The sequence below is a fragment of the Helicobacter cetorum MIT 00-7128 genome (assembly GCF_000259255.1).
Lineage (GTDB): Bacteria > Campylobacterota > Campylobacteria > Campylobacterales > Helicobacteraceae > Helicobacter > Helicobacter cetorum_B.
The window spans coordinates 593,048-606,010 of record NC_017737.1 but is presented as its reverse complement, the minus strand read 5'-3'; the positions used below and the strand labels follow the sequence as shown (position 1 = coordinate 606,010).

The window sequence follows — 12,963 nt, the reverse complement described above, 5'->3', positions numbered from 1 at the left end:
CGCCTTAATTAAATTTGATTTGCTTATTCTATCAAATCCTAGCCTAAAATCTATTATAATAAAAGAACTTACCCTATTTAAAGGAAATTGCTTTGATTAGTATCGCTCATAGCCCTGATGCTGATGATATTTTTATGTATTATGCCATTAAGTTTGGCTGGATAGATTGCCCCATTAAGCATAAAAGTTTTCAAAATACTGCCCTAGATATTGAAACCTTAAACCAAGAAGCTTTGAAAAACACTTATGATGTGAGTGCGATTAGCTTTGGGCTGTATCCTAAAATTGCTAATGATTATGCCTTGCTCCCAACAGCGACTAGCTTTGGAAATGGCTATGGACCCAAATTGGTGAAAAAAAAAGGCGTGAGATTAAAAAGAGATTTTAGAGTTGCTTTAAGTGGAGAGCATACCACAAACGCCCTATTATTCAAGCTCTATTATAAACACGCCCGCATTACCTATATGAATTTCTTAGACATTGAAAAAGCGGTGCTTGAAGGAAAGGTGCATGCAGGAGTGTTAATCCATGAAAATATCTTAGATTTTCATAACGAACTAGAAGTGGAAAAAGAATTATGGGATATTTGGAAAGAATTTGTTAAAGTTGATTTACCTTTGCCTTTAGGGGGCATGGCGATTAGACGCTCTATTCCACTATATCGTGCGATTTTGATTAAAAAGGCTTTGATTCAAGCCATTGAAGTAGCCTTAAAACACCAAGATTTACTCTCTGAAATGCTCATAGAACGCTCTTTAGTTCGGGTAAGTAAGGAGCAATTGCAAACCTATCTAAGCTTGTATGCCAATGAGACCTCAACCCGCCTAAGTGAAACCCAAATTTTAGCCATAGACAAGCTTTTTGAGTTAGGCTATCAACACGGCTTTTATCCTAGCTTAATAAAAACTAAAGATTGCTTGCTCACTGATGCATACTTTAAATACCGCTTTTCTTAATCTAATTCTAATTTATGTGCGAGTAAATAGCGGCTTACTAAATACAATGAAAGGATTTTTAAAAAATCCACCCCCCATAAGAGATAGTATTTTTCTTCTTCTAATTCTTGTTGTTGCAAGAAATAATAAAACCCCTCATTCATGCTCAAGCTTGAACTCATTAAGGGCAAAAACGCATTAAACGCCATTTCCAAAATAACCCCCACAAGAATAAATAATAACCCCCCTAGTAAAAAGCGGGCTTTTTTGATTTTATTCGTGTTTAGCACGCTCAAAACAAACAAAAATTTCATTAAAATAAGCCCCAAAAACAGCACGATACCCATGATTTTAGAAAAATTTAGAATGTAGGATTTTAATATGCTAGACAAACCAAACAGCACGCTAGATTGTGCGTTAGCAAAGAGATAATAACCCAAACGCACGCTTAAAACAAACCATAGCAAACTTAAAATAAAGAACCCTATAGGAAGTAAAATCTTAGGGAGCAATAAAGATTCCAAGCTAATAGGCAAAGAAAAGCTTAAAACCCCCCTTTTAGAAAAAAGCTTGGCATTGAGATTTTTAATCACACCCATAATAATGGCAATGAATACCGCCCACAGAAAACCAAAAAGCATTGAATGGCTCAAAGTGAGCATATTCGTTGCTTCAGCATTTTGAGAGAAAAAACAAATCATTAAAACAGCAAGCGTTACGAAGAAATTTCCTATAACAACACTTCCTACTTGCTCTAAAGCATCATGTTTTAAAACTTTTAAAAAATTCATATCTACATTATAGCCAATTAGTGAGTTCAATGCCCTTTCTTATGTGAAAAGGCGATTTTATCTGTAATGGCTGCTAAAAGTGCCGAGCATACAAACACTAAGTGAATCACCACTTGCCAAAAAACAGGATTATGCGATAGGGGCGTGTTGGCAGGAATTTTTGCCAAAACATCATCTAAGGTCATGTATTTTTTCAATAAGAAAATAGCCGAAATAGCCACAATAGAAAGTGAAACTTTTAATTTCAAAGCGTTAAAATCTGTATGCTCCAACCAAGTGATTTCACTCGTATCCACTTTGTCTAATTTTGAAATAAAGCTTTCATAACTCGCCAATAGAACCATTAGAACAAGTCCCGCCATAAACAACAAATCCACCAACCCTAAAGCAGATAGCACCAATTCAGTCTCGCTAATCGTGTTTAAATGGCTTAGCATGTGCCATAACTCTTTCATAAAAACATAGCCTAGAACAACTAAAACTAACGATAGAGCAATACATAAAGGCGCTAATAACCAACGAGTCGCAAATAAAATTCTTTCAACTAATCTTTCTATCATTTTTAATCACTTTATTTTTAATCATGCCTCCCCCTCTTTTTTGAGAATTGTAACTTAAAAGTTTTAACTTAGCTAAAGTTTTAAAAACCATATAATCTTATTTTGTTATGATGAAAATTATTTTGATTTATTTTAAGAGTAAGGAGCAAAAAATGAAAAAATACATTCTAGTTACCGGTGCAACTTCTGGATTTGGGTTAGAAATCACTAAAGCTTTTTTAAAAGAGGGTTTTATGGTGTTTGGAACAGGTCGGCGTATAGAAGTTTTAAAAGAATTGCAAAACAACTACCATGATAGTTTTATTCCATTGTGCTTTGATATTCAAAATAAAAACGCTACAGAACAAGCCATCAACAAAGTTTTTTCTACCACTAAACAAATTGATTGTTTAATCAATAACGCTGGATTAGCTTTAGGATTAGAAAAGGCATTTGAATGCGATTTAGATGATTGGGAGGTTATGATAGAAACTAATATCAAGGGATTATTACGCATAACACGCCTCATCTTGCCCCAAATGGTTATAAACAAACCCCCACCAAACAAGAAACTTCTACAAAAAGCGCTTTTACTTTTTCTTAATTTCCGCTTTTAAATCCCCAAAACACGAAAACAAACGCACCTTAAGCCTTAAAAAGACAATAAGCATTTTTAAGCCCTTAAAGCGTCTCATCTCTTAGTGTTTTGTCTCTTTTAACAAAATGATTTTCAAAGAACAACAAAATAATAACAAATTTTTAACAATTTAGCAACAAAACCAACCATTCAAAACAGCCCTTAAGGTGTGCTTGTAGCGCCATTTAACAAAGGCTCTAAAACATCAAAAACGCTCGCACAAAACGCTTTTTCATTCTCTCAAATTTTAAGCATAAGATGCGCCCCTTATGAAACAAATCCAATAGTAACCAAAATCAGCTAACCTTTTTCTTTTTGAATGCTATAACCCACAATAAAAAACAGCGATTAACGCAAAGACAAACAAAAACAAAATGATTTAAAAAATTTTATCCCTTTTGAATAAAAGGGGGGCGTCCCTAATAAACACACTCTAATAAACACACTCTAATAAACACACTCTAATAAACACACTCTAATAAACACACTCTAAAACCACAGCAAAAACGCTTTTTATAACTAAGGCTAACAAAAGGGAACAAAAGCCAATTTAAAAAAAGCTATAACCCCCAAAAGACAAAGAGCCAAAGCCCCCCCACCACCAAACTAAAACCAAACTAAAACCAAACTAAAACCAAACTAAAACCAAACTAAAACCAAACTAAAACCAAACTAAAACCAAACCTTACCAACTAACGCAATAAAGGCTTTAGCTAGTATGTCAATAATCTACTCATTAGAATTACAAAATTTTAAATCATTCTCTAAAACTTCCGTATAGACTAACAAAGCCTTAAGATATTCTAAAGTATCCAATTCTTTAGAAGGTCTTAAAGGCAAGCTAATATTACATTTAGTAGGCACTAAAACCTTTTGATATACCACTCTCTTAGCGCACCCACTCATAAAAAGCGCTAAAAAGACTACAAAAAACCCCTTAATCTTGCATGTCTTTAATAATGAGTTCAAAATTTTGCACCCCTAATTCTTGCACCAAATCAAAAAAGCCTTTAATGGCGTCAGCGCTTTTGTAAATCATTCCCGTATTTTCATCATATTGTTTCCCTAATAGCACACAGCCTAAAGTATCATGGGCGCTATTGCCTACATGGATTAAAATTTTTCTCTCACTAAAGGCTTTGTCATTAGGATTGTGCAGTTGCAAGCACGCATGCCTATTGTTATGCTTATTTTGGTAGTCTTTTGGCACGGTGCAACTTGTATCAGTCCAGCTTAGAGTATAGCTCCTTGCTACAATAGGTCTGTCTAAGTTTGGCGTATCGGTAGGCTCTCCGCTATTTTCTAAAGAAAAACAGCTAAACAATGGCGTTTCTCTATCATCTTTTTTAAAAACTTCAAAACTCCCTAAAATCCCGCTTTCTAGCTTATCATTCTTTTTAACTTCTTTAAGCGTGTGTAGTCTAGTTAAGATAATCTCATACATTTTTAATATCCTTTTAATAAAAGTTTTAAAAGTCTATTAAAAAAGCATTGTTTAAAAAGGGTTAAATTTTTTAAGAGTTAGATTCATCATTAGCAATTTGTAATAATTCTTGCATGCTAAGTTTGGCAACATCATTATCTAAGCTATCTACTTGATTTATGGTGTTTTCTTTGCCAAAGAGAGAGATTTTAGCATCACTAAACATCTTAGCAACCTTTTCAGCGCACGCAATAATTACGGGGTTTCCCTTAATGTCGTTTTGATTGTAGCGTATCATTTTCACTAATTCATCTCTTGCTACAATAGCGCTTAAAAGGATTTGTTTGTTAATGTAGTTTATTGTCATCGCTTGCATAAGCAACTCTTCAGAGCTAGATTCAATAATACATTCCATTATGATAGGGTCTATTTGAATATGGCTTAAACTCTCTTTGACTTTTTCTTTAATTTCATCTTTCTTCGCTCCGATAAACGAAGTAATATTTTGGTTAGTCAAATCATCGTTTATAACTTGCACGCCCACTTCAGTATAGACTTTTTTAGCCTGCCATTTCTCATTATGTATCCATCTTCTAATGGTATTCACGCTATAGCCATACATTCTAGCTAATTCTTTAGCCTTAATATCGTGGCTTTCATAATACGCCCTTACTTCTGCTTTAGAGCCTTTATTCTTTTTCTTACTCCCATTATCCCACTCCCCACTATTAGCCCAACTTGCTAAGGTGAAGTATTTCACTTCTCTAAATTTTTCATGCAATTCTTTAAGCGTAATGCCCTTATGGCTTTCATAGTATTTTTTTATCTCTTCTTTTAGCTCCTTAGGGTATTGTCTGTTTTCTTGCATTTACTCGCCTTTCATAAACCTTTCATAACGGCTAGTTATTTGATTATAATCTTTTAAATTGATTTTACCTTGATTTTTATCAATATAGTCCGCTCTTTGTTCGGCAAGATTTCTTTTCATCAGTAAATACATTAAAGCGTTATTGTTGGCCCCTGCACTTCTTAAATTCTCTATTTTATTATCTAGCAAGTCAATGGCGGTGCGCATGCTTTGACTTATATTACTTGTATTTTGTTCTTTGCTCCTTGCTCCTAAGCCAAGCGCTTTTTTGGCATCTTCTACATTCGCATTAGTAGCCCTGCCACCATTCATAGCCCTTGCAAAGGAATAGATATAATCAGTGGCTAAGTTTTTAGTTTGGGTTTGTTCGTGATTTAATCCTACAAAACCATTAGTTTTATCATCTAAAAAGCGTCTTAAGCCTTGATATAGCCCGCTCCCTTCTTGCACTCTATTAACCATTTGATTAGCTAAATCCAAGTTTTTACTAATTTCAAAGGCTTCCTTTAAGGCTTGCGTTTGATTTTTCACTACGCTATCGCTTTTAATGTTTAAATTTCCGTTTAGCGTCATATTTAAATCAATGCCTAAATACTTTCTAGCCACCAAATAATCCATAGCGCTTAAATTGTTGTTTTTAATCTTTTCATCAAGCTTTTTAATGCCTGTTATTGGGCGCTCTTTTATTTGTTCTTGCTCTTCTTCATTATGAGTTTTCTCAATCAAATAGGCGCTTAAATCATTATTGTTAGGCTCATCATTGCCCTTAATAGAGCTTAAATCATTATTGCTAAGGCTAATACTTTTTTTAGCCAACTCTTCTGCATTTTCTTTTATGGCAGGTGCTAACACGCTCATTTCATTCTCCTTTATAGCGTTTATTCTTTAAAATCTCGCTCTCTAGCTTACCTTCTTTAATTAACTCGGCTTTCTTTTTCTCATAAGCTAAAGCGTTTTTTAACTCAACTTCTCTTAAAAGCTCCCTTTCTACTAGATTTAAAGCATCTTGCAGTAATTTGACCTTGTTTGTTTCTAGCACGCTTTGCAAATAAAAGCTTGCTTTTAACTCTATTTTTTTAAGCTCTTCTAGCTTTTTCACCTTATCAAAAAGCTTACTAGAAACTTCTAAAATGTAATTTTGCAAAAACTCGCTTTCTAATTCTTCTAAAAACAACGCTTTTAAATTGTCTTTAATCATAGGATAAAATAGCTTGCTTTGGGACTTTAAAAAGCCAAAATCCATATTTTTAAGCACGCTTTTAATTATCTCTTCAGTATGGTTGTTTAGATAGCTTGTTACAAAGCCCCTTAATGCGCTTAAATTCTCTTGCTTAAGCCCTGCTTTCATCTCATCTCTTTCTAAGGCTATCATTTCTTGTAAGCTCTCTTTGTTTAAAAGTTCTTCTATCTCATTAAGCATTCTATCCCTAAGCTGTTTTTTTAGCTCTCTTTCTATTTCTATGGTGTTAAACTTTTCTAAGAGAGTGTTTAAAATTGCGCTTTCTATTCTTTTACTATCTAGGGAGCTACTAACGAGCTTTTTAACTTCATCTTTTAATTTGAGCTTTTTAACTTCATCTTTTAGCATAGGATTAAGCGTAGCTAATAAAGCGCTTTTATTTTCATCTTTGGCTTTGTTGCTTTCAGATTTTACTAGCTCTACCAACTCATTTCTAGCTAGACTTAAGACATTGTTTTGAGCTTGTTTGTTTTCTTCATTGACCCTTAAAAGCTCTTGTATCTCATTATACAGTCGCATTCAATCGCCCCTTATAACTAAATTAAAGGCATTTAAACAAAACAAAACGATTTTTAAAGGGTTAAAACTTTTTAGGGGGTATTAGTTTTTGCTAAGCTTTTACAATCTCAGTAAAATTGCTCCAATCTTCTACTTTAAAGGCTCTTATATCTCTAACGCTCTTTTTAAACCATTCAATTTGACTTAATTTATTAATCGCCTTATAGACTTGTGTTAAAGTATTTTCTTTAGAAACATTAACATAAACGCTCCCTTGCGTCCATTCAAACCCCAATAACTCTAATTCTTGCCTTAAATCATCATAGGCTTTATTATACGGCTCGCCGTATTCTTTTTTTAAGATTTCAATTTTTAAATCAAACGCTATAGCATACATCTTTTTTCCTTACTTTTTAAAAGTATAGCTAATTTTCTCACAAATCTCTAAGCCCTTTAAATAAGGGCAATCTCTCGCCCTTAGAATAAAATTGATTTTCTTCTAAAAAGACTTCGCTATTGATATTATTTTCCCCTGAATTTTTTAAAATCTTAGCTCTAGCTTGAGAGATTACGCTATTTTCCCACCCATTCAAAGTATCTTTAAAACGCTCATAGATATACACCTTGTTAGCATGCGTGTCTTTCTTACCTTTCATAAAATCACTAGGATAGAGCCATTGCATTTCATAGTTATCTTTATCGGCAAAAAACCCTCTATTCATAGCATTATGTAAATAATAGGCTTTTTCAACAGCATAATCTCTAATAGCCTTAAAATCTCTTTGTCTTTTAAGGGTTTCATAATAATCTTTGGGGGGCTTTTTGAATTTGGCTAAGTATAAAGGCGTTAAATTAAACTCACTATTACCGCTCAAATACTTGCTATTAGTATTAAAAATAAGCTCATTTAAAGGGTTATTTTGAAAATTACCAAGCATAGCGTTCATAGGCTGATACGCATTCAAAGCATCATAAGTATTTTTACCCGGGGCAAGCTCATTGTATAATCTGCCATTAGCCATTCGGCTATAGGGGGCAAATATGCTTAAATGAATGCTTAAAGCTCTCTTTTGTTCTGTTTCTATTCTTTTATCCCTTAAGCTTGAAGCGCTTTTTAATAAGCCTTGCGTCTCTTGTTCTATTCTTTGTATTTCTAATTGTTTATTATTTTGAATGCTATTACTAATAATGCCAACAACTCCATTTAATAGCGAGCCTACACTACTAGCTATAGGGTTAAAATTTTGGGTAAAGCTAGGGAATGCGTTAGCATTAGGGCTACTTAAACCATTATCACTAGGCACAAAAATACTAGGGTCAAAAGCGATTTTATTATGTGTTTTTATAGCACTTTCTAACACACTCACCCAATCGCCTAAGGTTTGATTATACGCATAAAAAGAGAGATTCATGCCGTAATGATTAGCGACTTCTTCAATACTACTCATTATTTTAATAAGGCGTTCTAATAAAGTCTAATTCAGCGCTTATAAGCGCCTTATCGTTTAAAAAATCTTTTAAATCTCTCAATACTAAAGCGATTTTTTCTTGCTTTTTAGAGTTTTCTAACAAGCGCTTAATCTTAATCTTTCTTTGTTTAATGTTTTGATTTTTCTTTAAAAACCATTTATTAGTCATTGTTTTATCCCCTTTCTTTAGTAGTCTAAATTCATGCTACTTGGATATTTACGCCATGTGTTTTTGTTATTAAGCTTATTATCGCTATTATCAGCGCTAACTTCGGCTTGTTTCACTTGTAAGGCTTGGTTGATTTGCTCGCTATCTGTGCTTGCTTTAACTAATTGCCCTTGTTCGGTGTATTTGTGCGCCTTAGCTTGCAATTCCATAATCTGCGCTTTTAATTTTTCCATTTCAAGCGCTTGTATTTGCTGATTTAGTGGCGCTTGTGCTTCTACTTGCTTAGCTTGATTTAGTTCAACTTCGCTTATTAATTCTTGCACTTCAGCTGTGATTGGGCTGTCCATATCTTGCAACATTAAAGGCAACATTCTAGGCATTAAATCCGGTCTTATAGGAGCAATGATTTTTAATAGTTCATTCCAATGGCTCCACTTCTCATCTTTAGTTTCAGTTTTTAACTGGCTCTTATAAATCAAATCAAATTTTAAGGGCTTAATTTGATTATCCTTATTGGTATTGATAGAAAAATACCTATCACCCACTTTCTTATCTACAATCCTAAAAACCTGCTCTTTAGTGAAATAATGGCTAATAAAATCAATCGCTAAAGAATACATAAGCTTATCCATATCATCACTAGCTTTCAAAAAGGTTTGTAAGCCCATTAAACCGCTTTCTCTTCTTTGTGCGATAGCTACCCCACTAGCACGATTACTCGCTACGCCTAAACTCTCATCATTTAAGCCGGCTAACACCTTTAAAAGCTGGCGTTTTTGCTCTGCTTTTTGACTTAGTGCGCTTAAATCGGCTTGATTGTTCATAAATTGGATTTTATTATCCTTTAAGGCATTAGGGCGCACTTTGGCTATGGCATTATCTAAACTCATCGTTTCTACAAACTCATCAATATTAGTTACAGCGTCTTCTTCAAACATCGCTTTAAAACTTCCCATCATATTACCCATGCGATTTTCTGCATAGTTAATATAATCTTGCATAGGCTTTAAATCTCTAAAAATCCCATAATAATGGTTATTTTCATCAGTGTAGAGTTTGCTAACAATAAAAGGGCTTTTTGAATGCTTAAAAGGCTTTATTTCGCTTTTATAAATGCCATTTTGACTATTCCAAAGATAGCGATTCCACTCGTATTCTTTAGTTTTAGGGTTAAATTCTTTATACCAACTTTCTATAAGCTCTATAAAATTTTCATCATTTTCTCTCTTATAGATTACTTCTGTATTAGGGAATAAGCTTTTAGATTCCATTTCGCTAATTTTTAAAATCTTATGAAACCTTCTAGCGTCATTGGCATTATTATCCGTGCTGAAATAATCAATAATAAAGCTTTCAGGGCTTAAGGCTTTAATATCAATATCAATATTATTATCCTTATCTCTATTAACCCACAATTCAACTACCCCTAAACCCCCCATAATTAAATCTTTATCTCTCTTAATCACTTCCTTATCATAATTAGACTTTTGGCTAAAAACTTTTAATAAGTCATTCAATAAATCTGCTAAGGCCCTGTCTGTCTCTTGGCGTGGTGTTAATCTAATTTCAGTAATGCTCTCTATCTTATAGCCTAAAATCTTATTAACTATCATCTTATAGAGATTTTCAACAATAGGTGTCTGTCCCCTTTCTAAAATCACATTTAGCACATCTGGGGGGAGTTGGTTTCCGTGATAGTATTTCTTAGCTTGTAAAAATTCATTAATACTAGCTCTTTGGTGGTTTAAATCGTTTTTAAAATCGTTTTTTAGTTGTGTGAAGTCCATTAGTTTTTTTCCTATGTCTAAAAACTCTAACCCTTAAGGCTTAGCTCCTTAAGGATAAAAGCGCCTTATAGGCAAAATAAAAGAAAGATGTTATTTGCGACCAAACAAATAACAAAAGAACTATACAAAAAACTTTTTTTAAAGAAAGGGTTAAAAATTTTAAAGGCATTTTATAGCAAGCAAAAAGCGAGTTTTTAAAACTCTCTTGCTAATTTTTTTGTTTTTATGAGAAATAAAATACAAAAAATGTTATAATTACTGCCTGCTTAAGTATGCCCCTAATTAAAAATCGTTTAAGTAGTTTAACAATCGCTCTTAAAAGATTTTAGGGGTATATACCCTTTCACAAAAGAGTTTTGCTTTTAATTCATAGTTAGACACTTATTAAAAGAAAGAATATCAAGCCTTATGCCTTTCTTTTTGATGTGTTTTATTATAATGATTTAATCTCTTTAAGAGATTAAGAGAGTGGCTTAAGCTCTCTTAATCCCGCTTATCTTAATAAAGCTTTTCAGCTAAACTTAAGACAATCACTATTACAATAATCACCCTAATCATATGGTGCTCCTTTCGTAAAGAACTCAACAAGCTAAGAGTTGGCGCTCTTGCTTGTTGGTAGGAGTATTATACATTTATAAAACTTAAATATTATTTAAAAAGTGAGTATATTTAGAAACTTATTTTAACATATTGCTATAATATAGCAAATTTTCTTAAAAAATCCTTTAATTTTTAACCCTTTAAAGAAAAATCTAAAATAGCTATATTAAAAACAACGATTTTTACAAGGATTTTTTAAAAAAATGAAAGAAAGAATTAAAAAAGAGCTTGCCTTAAGAGAATTAGCCAAACGAGATTTTTACTTTTTTTTAAAATTAAAGTGGGAGCGCTATAATTTAATGCCTTTTATGCAAGGTTGGCATATTAATTATTTGTGTAAAGTCTTAGAATGCACCCAGCCTAACACTTGCTTAAAAGACGAGCTTATAAGAAATTTAATTATCAATATGCCCCCTAGCTATGGCAAGACTGAAATTATTGCAAGAAGTTTTATCGCTTGGAGCTTAGGTAAAAATAGGGCTAGAAAATTCTTTTATATCTCTTATAGCGATGATTTATGCAGAAAAATCGCTAATCAAGTAAGAGATTTAATGAAGAGCCAATTTTATAAACAGATTTTCCCTGAAAGCTTAGAATTTTTACAAGACAACGCTAGTGAGTTTGTTTTAAGAGAAGGGGGCGGTTTGTTTGTTACCACTCTAAAAAGCGCATTAACGGGCTTTCATGCGCACCAAATCTTAATAGATGACCCCATCAAAGTAAGTGAAATGACTTCTAAAAAAGCCGTAAATTTAGTCAATCAAAATTTTAAAGAGAGCGTGTTAAGCCGTTTGCAAGACAATGATTCCAACATCACTATTTTAATGCAACGCTTAGGCACCAATGATTTATGCGGTTTTTTACAAAATGAAAGAGAGTTTGATTTAGAGAGTATTAAGGCTTGGAAAGTCATTAAATTAAAGGCTATGCAAGATAACGAAGAAGAATACAAGATTAAAGATTTTAGCTATTTAAGAAAGAAAAACGAGCCATTATTTAAGGCTAGACATTCTTTAGAAGAATTAGAAAGCCTCAAATTAAAGATGGGTAATGATGAGTTTTCAGGCCAGTATTTACAAGAGCCATTAATTAGTAGTGGGGGCTATTTTGATGAGAGCTTTTATACTAATATTTTTAACCACGAAATAAGCCCCGCTAACACCTATATTTTTATAGATAATGCGATGAGTTTAAAAGAGAGTGCTGATAATAGAGCCATTATTATAGTAGCGTGTGAGAATTACAAAGATAGCGTGCGTTATTGTGTCTTAGATTGCTTTTTTGGCATATGGAGCGAAGAAGAGACCATTAAGCATATTTTACAAGCTAAAAGCACTTATAAAGACGCTCACACTTATATAGAAAGTGATGGCGGGGGCTTAGTCTTACATAGGCTTTTAATGCACGAATTAGCTAAATTTAATCAAAAAGCCAAAGAAGAAAATACCGAACTATTAAATGATGATGTCTTTGTTTATACCCCAAGCAGAAAGATTTCAAAGGTTCAAAAGATTAAGAGCATGCGCCCTTTCTATAATAGCGGGCTTTTAGTGTTTTCTTATGCTTGTAAAAATCAAGAACAAATCAAAAAAGAGCTTTTTAGTTTTAATCCCGATAAGCCTTTCAGAAAAGATGATTGTATAGACGCTCTTGCGAGCGCTTTAGCTCATAGTGATGTTAAAGCGCCTATTATCAAAGAAAGAACGCCAAGCTTTAACAGGCACACCCCTAAACGCACATGGCGCATTTAAAATTTGACAATTAGTAGCTAATTAGCTACAATCTAGCATGACAATAAAACAAACAACAATCTTTAGCAAGTGGTTAGAAAATCTAAAGGATAAAAAAGGTGTTTCTATTATTAGAAGGCGCTTGTTCAACATTGAGATTACCAATAATTTAGGCGACTTTAAAGCTTTAGGCTCTAATTTATTTGAAATGCGTTTTTTTGTTCTAATGGCTATAGAATTTATTTCACTTTTAAGGGTAATGAAATTATTTTTTTAT

The 12,963-nt window shown here is 33.0% G+C and carries 13 protein-coding genes and 1 pseudogene; 3 read left to right on the top strand and 11 right to left on the bottom strand.

Annotated elements, in window-relative coordinates:
• The first annotated feature begins 92 nt into the window (after positions 1 to 92).
• The gene (locus HCW_RS02955) at positions 93 to 956 is read left to right on the top strand and encodes a menaquinone biosynthesis family protein (RefSeq protein WP_014660739.1); all 864 of its coding nucleotides are present in this window, start codon (positions 93 to 95) and stop codon (positions 954 to 956) included.
• Here the strand turns inward: HCW_RS02955 and HCW_RS02950 are convergent.
• Together HCW_RS02950 and HCW_RS02945 are read right to left on the bottom strand one after the other, a co-directional pair.
• Positions 953 to 1,726, bottom strand: coding sequence for a hypothetical protein (locus HCW_RS02950; protein WP_014660738.1), 774 nt, complete (start codon positions 1,724 to 1,726; stop codon positions 953 to 955). The two genes, HCW_RS02955 and HCW_RS02950, sit on opposite strands and share 4 nt — an antisense overlap.
• Before the next feature lie 26 nt (positions 1,727 to 1,752).
• Positions 1,753 to 2,286 carry a TIGR00645 family protein gene (locus tag HCW_RS02945; protein WP_014660737.1) on the bottom strand — a complete coding sequence of 178 codons (534 nt, stop codon included), beginning with the start codon at positions 2,284 to 2,286 and terminating at the stop codon, positions 1,753 to 1,755.
• A 152-nt stretch (positions 2,287 to 2,438) separates the two neighbouring features.
• Between HCW_RS02945 and HCW_RS02940 the strand changes: the two are divergent.
• Positions 2,439 to 2,810 (top strand): annotated as a pseudogene (locus tag HCW_RS02940) (SDR family NAD(P)-dependent oxidoreductase); the annotation flags it as partial.
• Between the two features lie 821 nt (positions 2,811 to 3,631).
• Here HCW_RS02940 and HCW_RS02935 read toward each other — a convergent pair.
• The 9 genes from HCW_RS02935 to HCW_RS02895 all read right to left on the bottom strand — a co-directional run bounded on the left by HCW_RS02935 (position 3,632) and on the right by HCW_RS02895 (position 10,356).
• Positions 3,632 to 3,871 carry a hypothetical protein gene (locus HCW_RS02935; protein WP_014660735.1) on the bottom strand — a complete coding sequence of 80 codons (240 nt, stop codon included), beginning with the start codon at positions 3,869 to 3,871 and terminating at the stop codon, positions 3,632 to 3,634.
• Positions 3,840 to 4,346 (bottom strand): DUF5675 family protein, encoded by a 507-nt coding sequence (locus HCW_RS02930; protein WP_014660734.1) that lies wholly within the window; start codon positions 4,344 to 4,346, stop codon positions 3,840 to 3,842. Before HCW_RS02930 ends, HCW_RS02935 begins: the two co-directional genes overlap by 32 nt.
• 70 nt (positions 4,347 to 4,416) lie before the next feature.
• The gene (locus HCW_RS09245) at positions 4,417 to 5,193 is read right to left on the bottom strand and encodes a putative DNA-binding transcriptional regulator (protein WP_014660733.1); all 777 of its coding nucleotides are present in this window, start codon (positions 5,191 to 5,193) and stop codon (positions 4,417 to 4,419) included.
• The gene (locus HCW_RS02920; protein ID WP_014660732.1) at positions 5,194 to 6,051 is read right to left on the bottom strand and encodes a hypothetical protein; all 858 of its coding nucleotides are present in this window, start codon (positions 6,049 to 6,051) and stop codon (positions 5,194 to 5,196) included.
• A 1-nt stretch (position 6,052) separates the two neighbouring features.
• Positions 6,053 to 6,952, bottom strand: coding sequence for a hypothetical protein (locus HCW_RS02915; protein WP_014660731.1), 900 nt, complete (start codon positions 6,950 to 6,952; stop codon positions 6,053 to 6,055).
• Between the two features lie 91 nt (positions 6,953 to 7,043).
• Positions 7,044 to 7,328, bottom strand: a complete 285-nt coding sequence (locus HCW_RS02910; protein ID WP_014660730.1) for a virulence associated protein VapD — start codon at positions 7,326 to 7,328, stop codon at positions 7,044 to 7,046.
• A 37-nt stretch (positions 7,329 to 7,365) separates the two neighbouring features.
• Positions 7,366 to 8,379, bottom strand: a complete 1,014-nt coding sequence (locus HCW_RS02905; protein WP_014660729.1) for a hypothetical protein — start codon at positions 8,377 to 8,379, stop codon at positions 7,366 to 7,368.
• Positions 8,380 to 8,383: 4 nt separating this feature from the next.
• Positions 8,384 to 8,569, bottom strand: coding sequence for a hypothetical protein (locus HCW_RS02900; protein WP_014660728.1), 186 nt, complete (start codon positions 8,567 to 8,569; stop codon positions 8,384 to 8,386).
• Positions 8,570 to 8,586: 17 nt separating this feature from the next.
• A complete protein-coding gene (locus HCW_RS02895) occupies positions 8,587 to 10,356 on the bottom strand; it encodes a hypothetical protein (protein WP_014660727.1) in 1,770 nt (589 codons plus the stop codon).
• 803 nt (positions 10,357 to 11,159) lie between these two features.
• Here HCW_RS02895 and HCW_RS02890 point away from each other — a divergent pair.
• Positions 11,160 to 12,707 (top strand): phage-related CUP0950-like protein, encoded by a 1,548-nt coding sequence (locus HCW_RS02890; RefSeq protein ID WP_014660726.1) that lies wholly within the window; start codon positions 11,160 to 11,162, stop codon positions 12,705 to 12,707.
• The last annotated feature ends 256 nt before the right edge of the window (positions 12,708 to 12,963 follow it).

Coding starts and splice junctions, on each gene's coding strand:
- HCW_RS02905 (WP_014660729.1), bottom strand. CDS start 8,379: ATGAGTAGTATTGAAGAAGTCGCTAATCATTACGGCATGAATCTCTCT.
- HCW_RS02910 (WP_014660730.1), bottom strand. CDS start 7,328: ATGTATGCTATAGCGTTTGATTTAAAAATTGAAATCTTAAAAAAAGAA.
- HCW_RS02900 (WP_014660728.1), bottom strand. CDS start 8,569: ATGACTAATAAATGGTTTTTAAAGAAAAATCAAAACATTAAACAAAGA.
- HCW_RS02945 (WP_014660737.1), bottom strand. CDS start 2,286: ATGATAGAAAGATTAGTTGAAAGAATTTTATTTGCGACTCGTTGGTTA.
- HCW_RS02930 (WP_014660734.1), bottom strand. CDS start 4,346: ATGTATGAGATTATCTTAACTAGACTACACACGCTTAAAGAAGTTAAA.
- HCW_RS02890 (WP_014660726.1), top strand. CDS start 11,160: ATGAAAGAAAGAATTAAAAAAGAGCTTGCCTTAAGAGAATTAGCCAAA.
- HCW_RS02915 (WP_014660731.1), bottom strand. CDS start 6,952: ATGCGACTGTATAATGAGATACAAGAGCTTTTAAGGGTCAATGAAGAA.
- HCW_RS09245 (WP_014660733.1), bottom strand. CDS start 5,193: ATGCAAGAAAACAGACAATACCCTAAGGAGCTAAAAGAAGAGATAAAA.
- HCW_RS02920 (WP_014660732.1), bottom strand. CDS start 6,051: ATGAGCGTGTTAGCACCTGCCATAAAAGAAAATGCAGAAGAGTTGGCT.
- HCW_RS02895 (WP_014660727.1), bottom strand. CDS start 10,356: ATGGACTTCACACAACTAAAAAACGATTTTAAAAACGATTTAAACCAC.
- HCW_RS02950 (WP_014660738.1), bottom strand. CDS start 1,726: ATGAATTTTTTAAAAGTTTTAAAACATGATGCTTTAGAGCAAGTAGGA.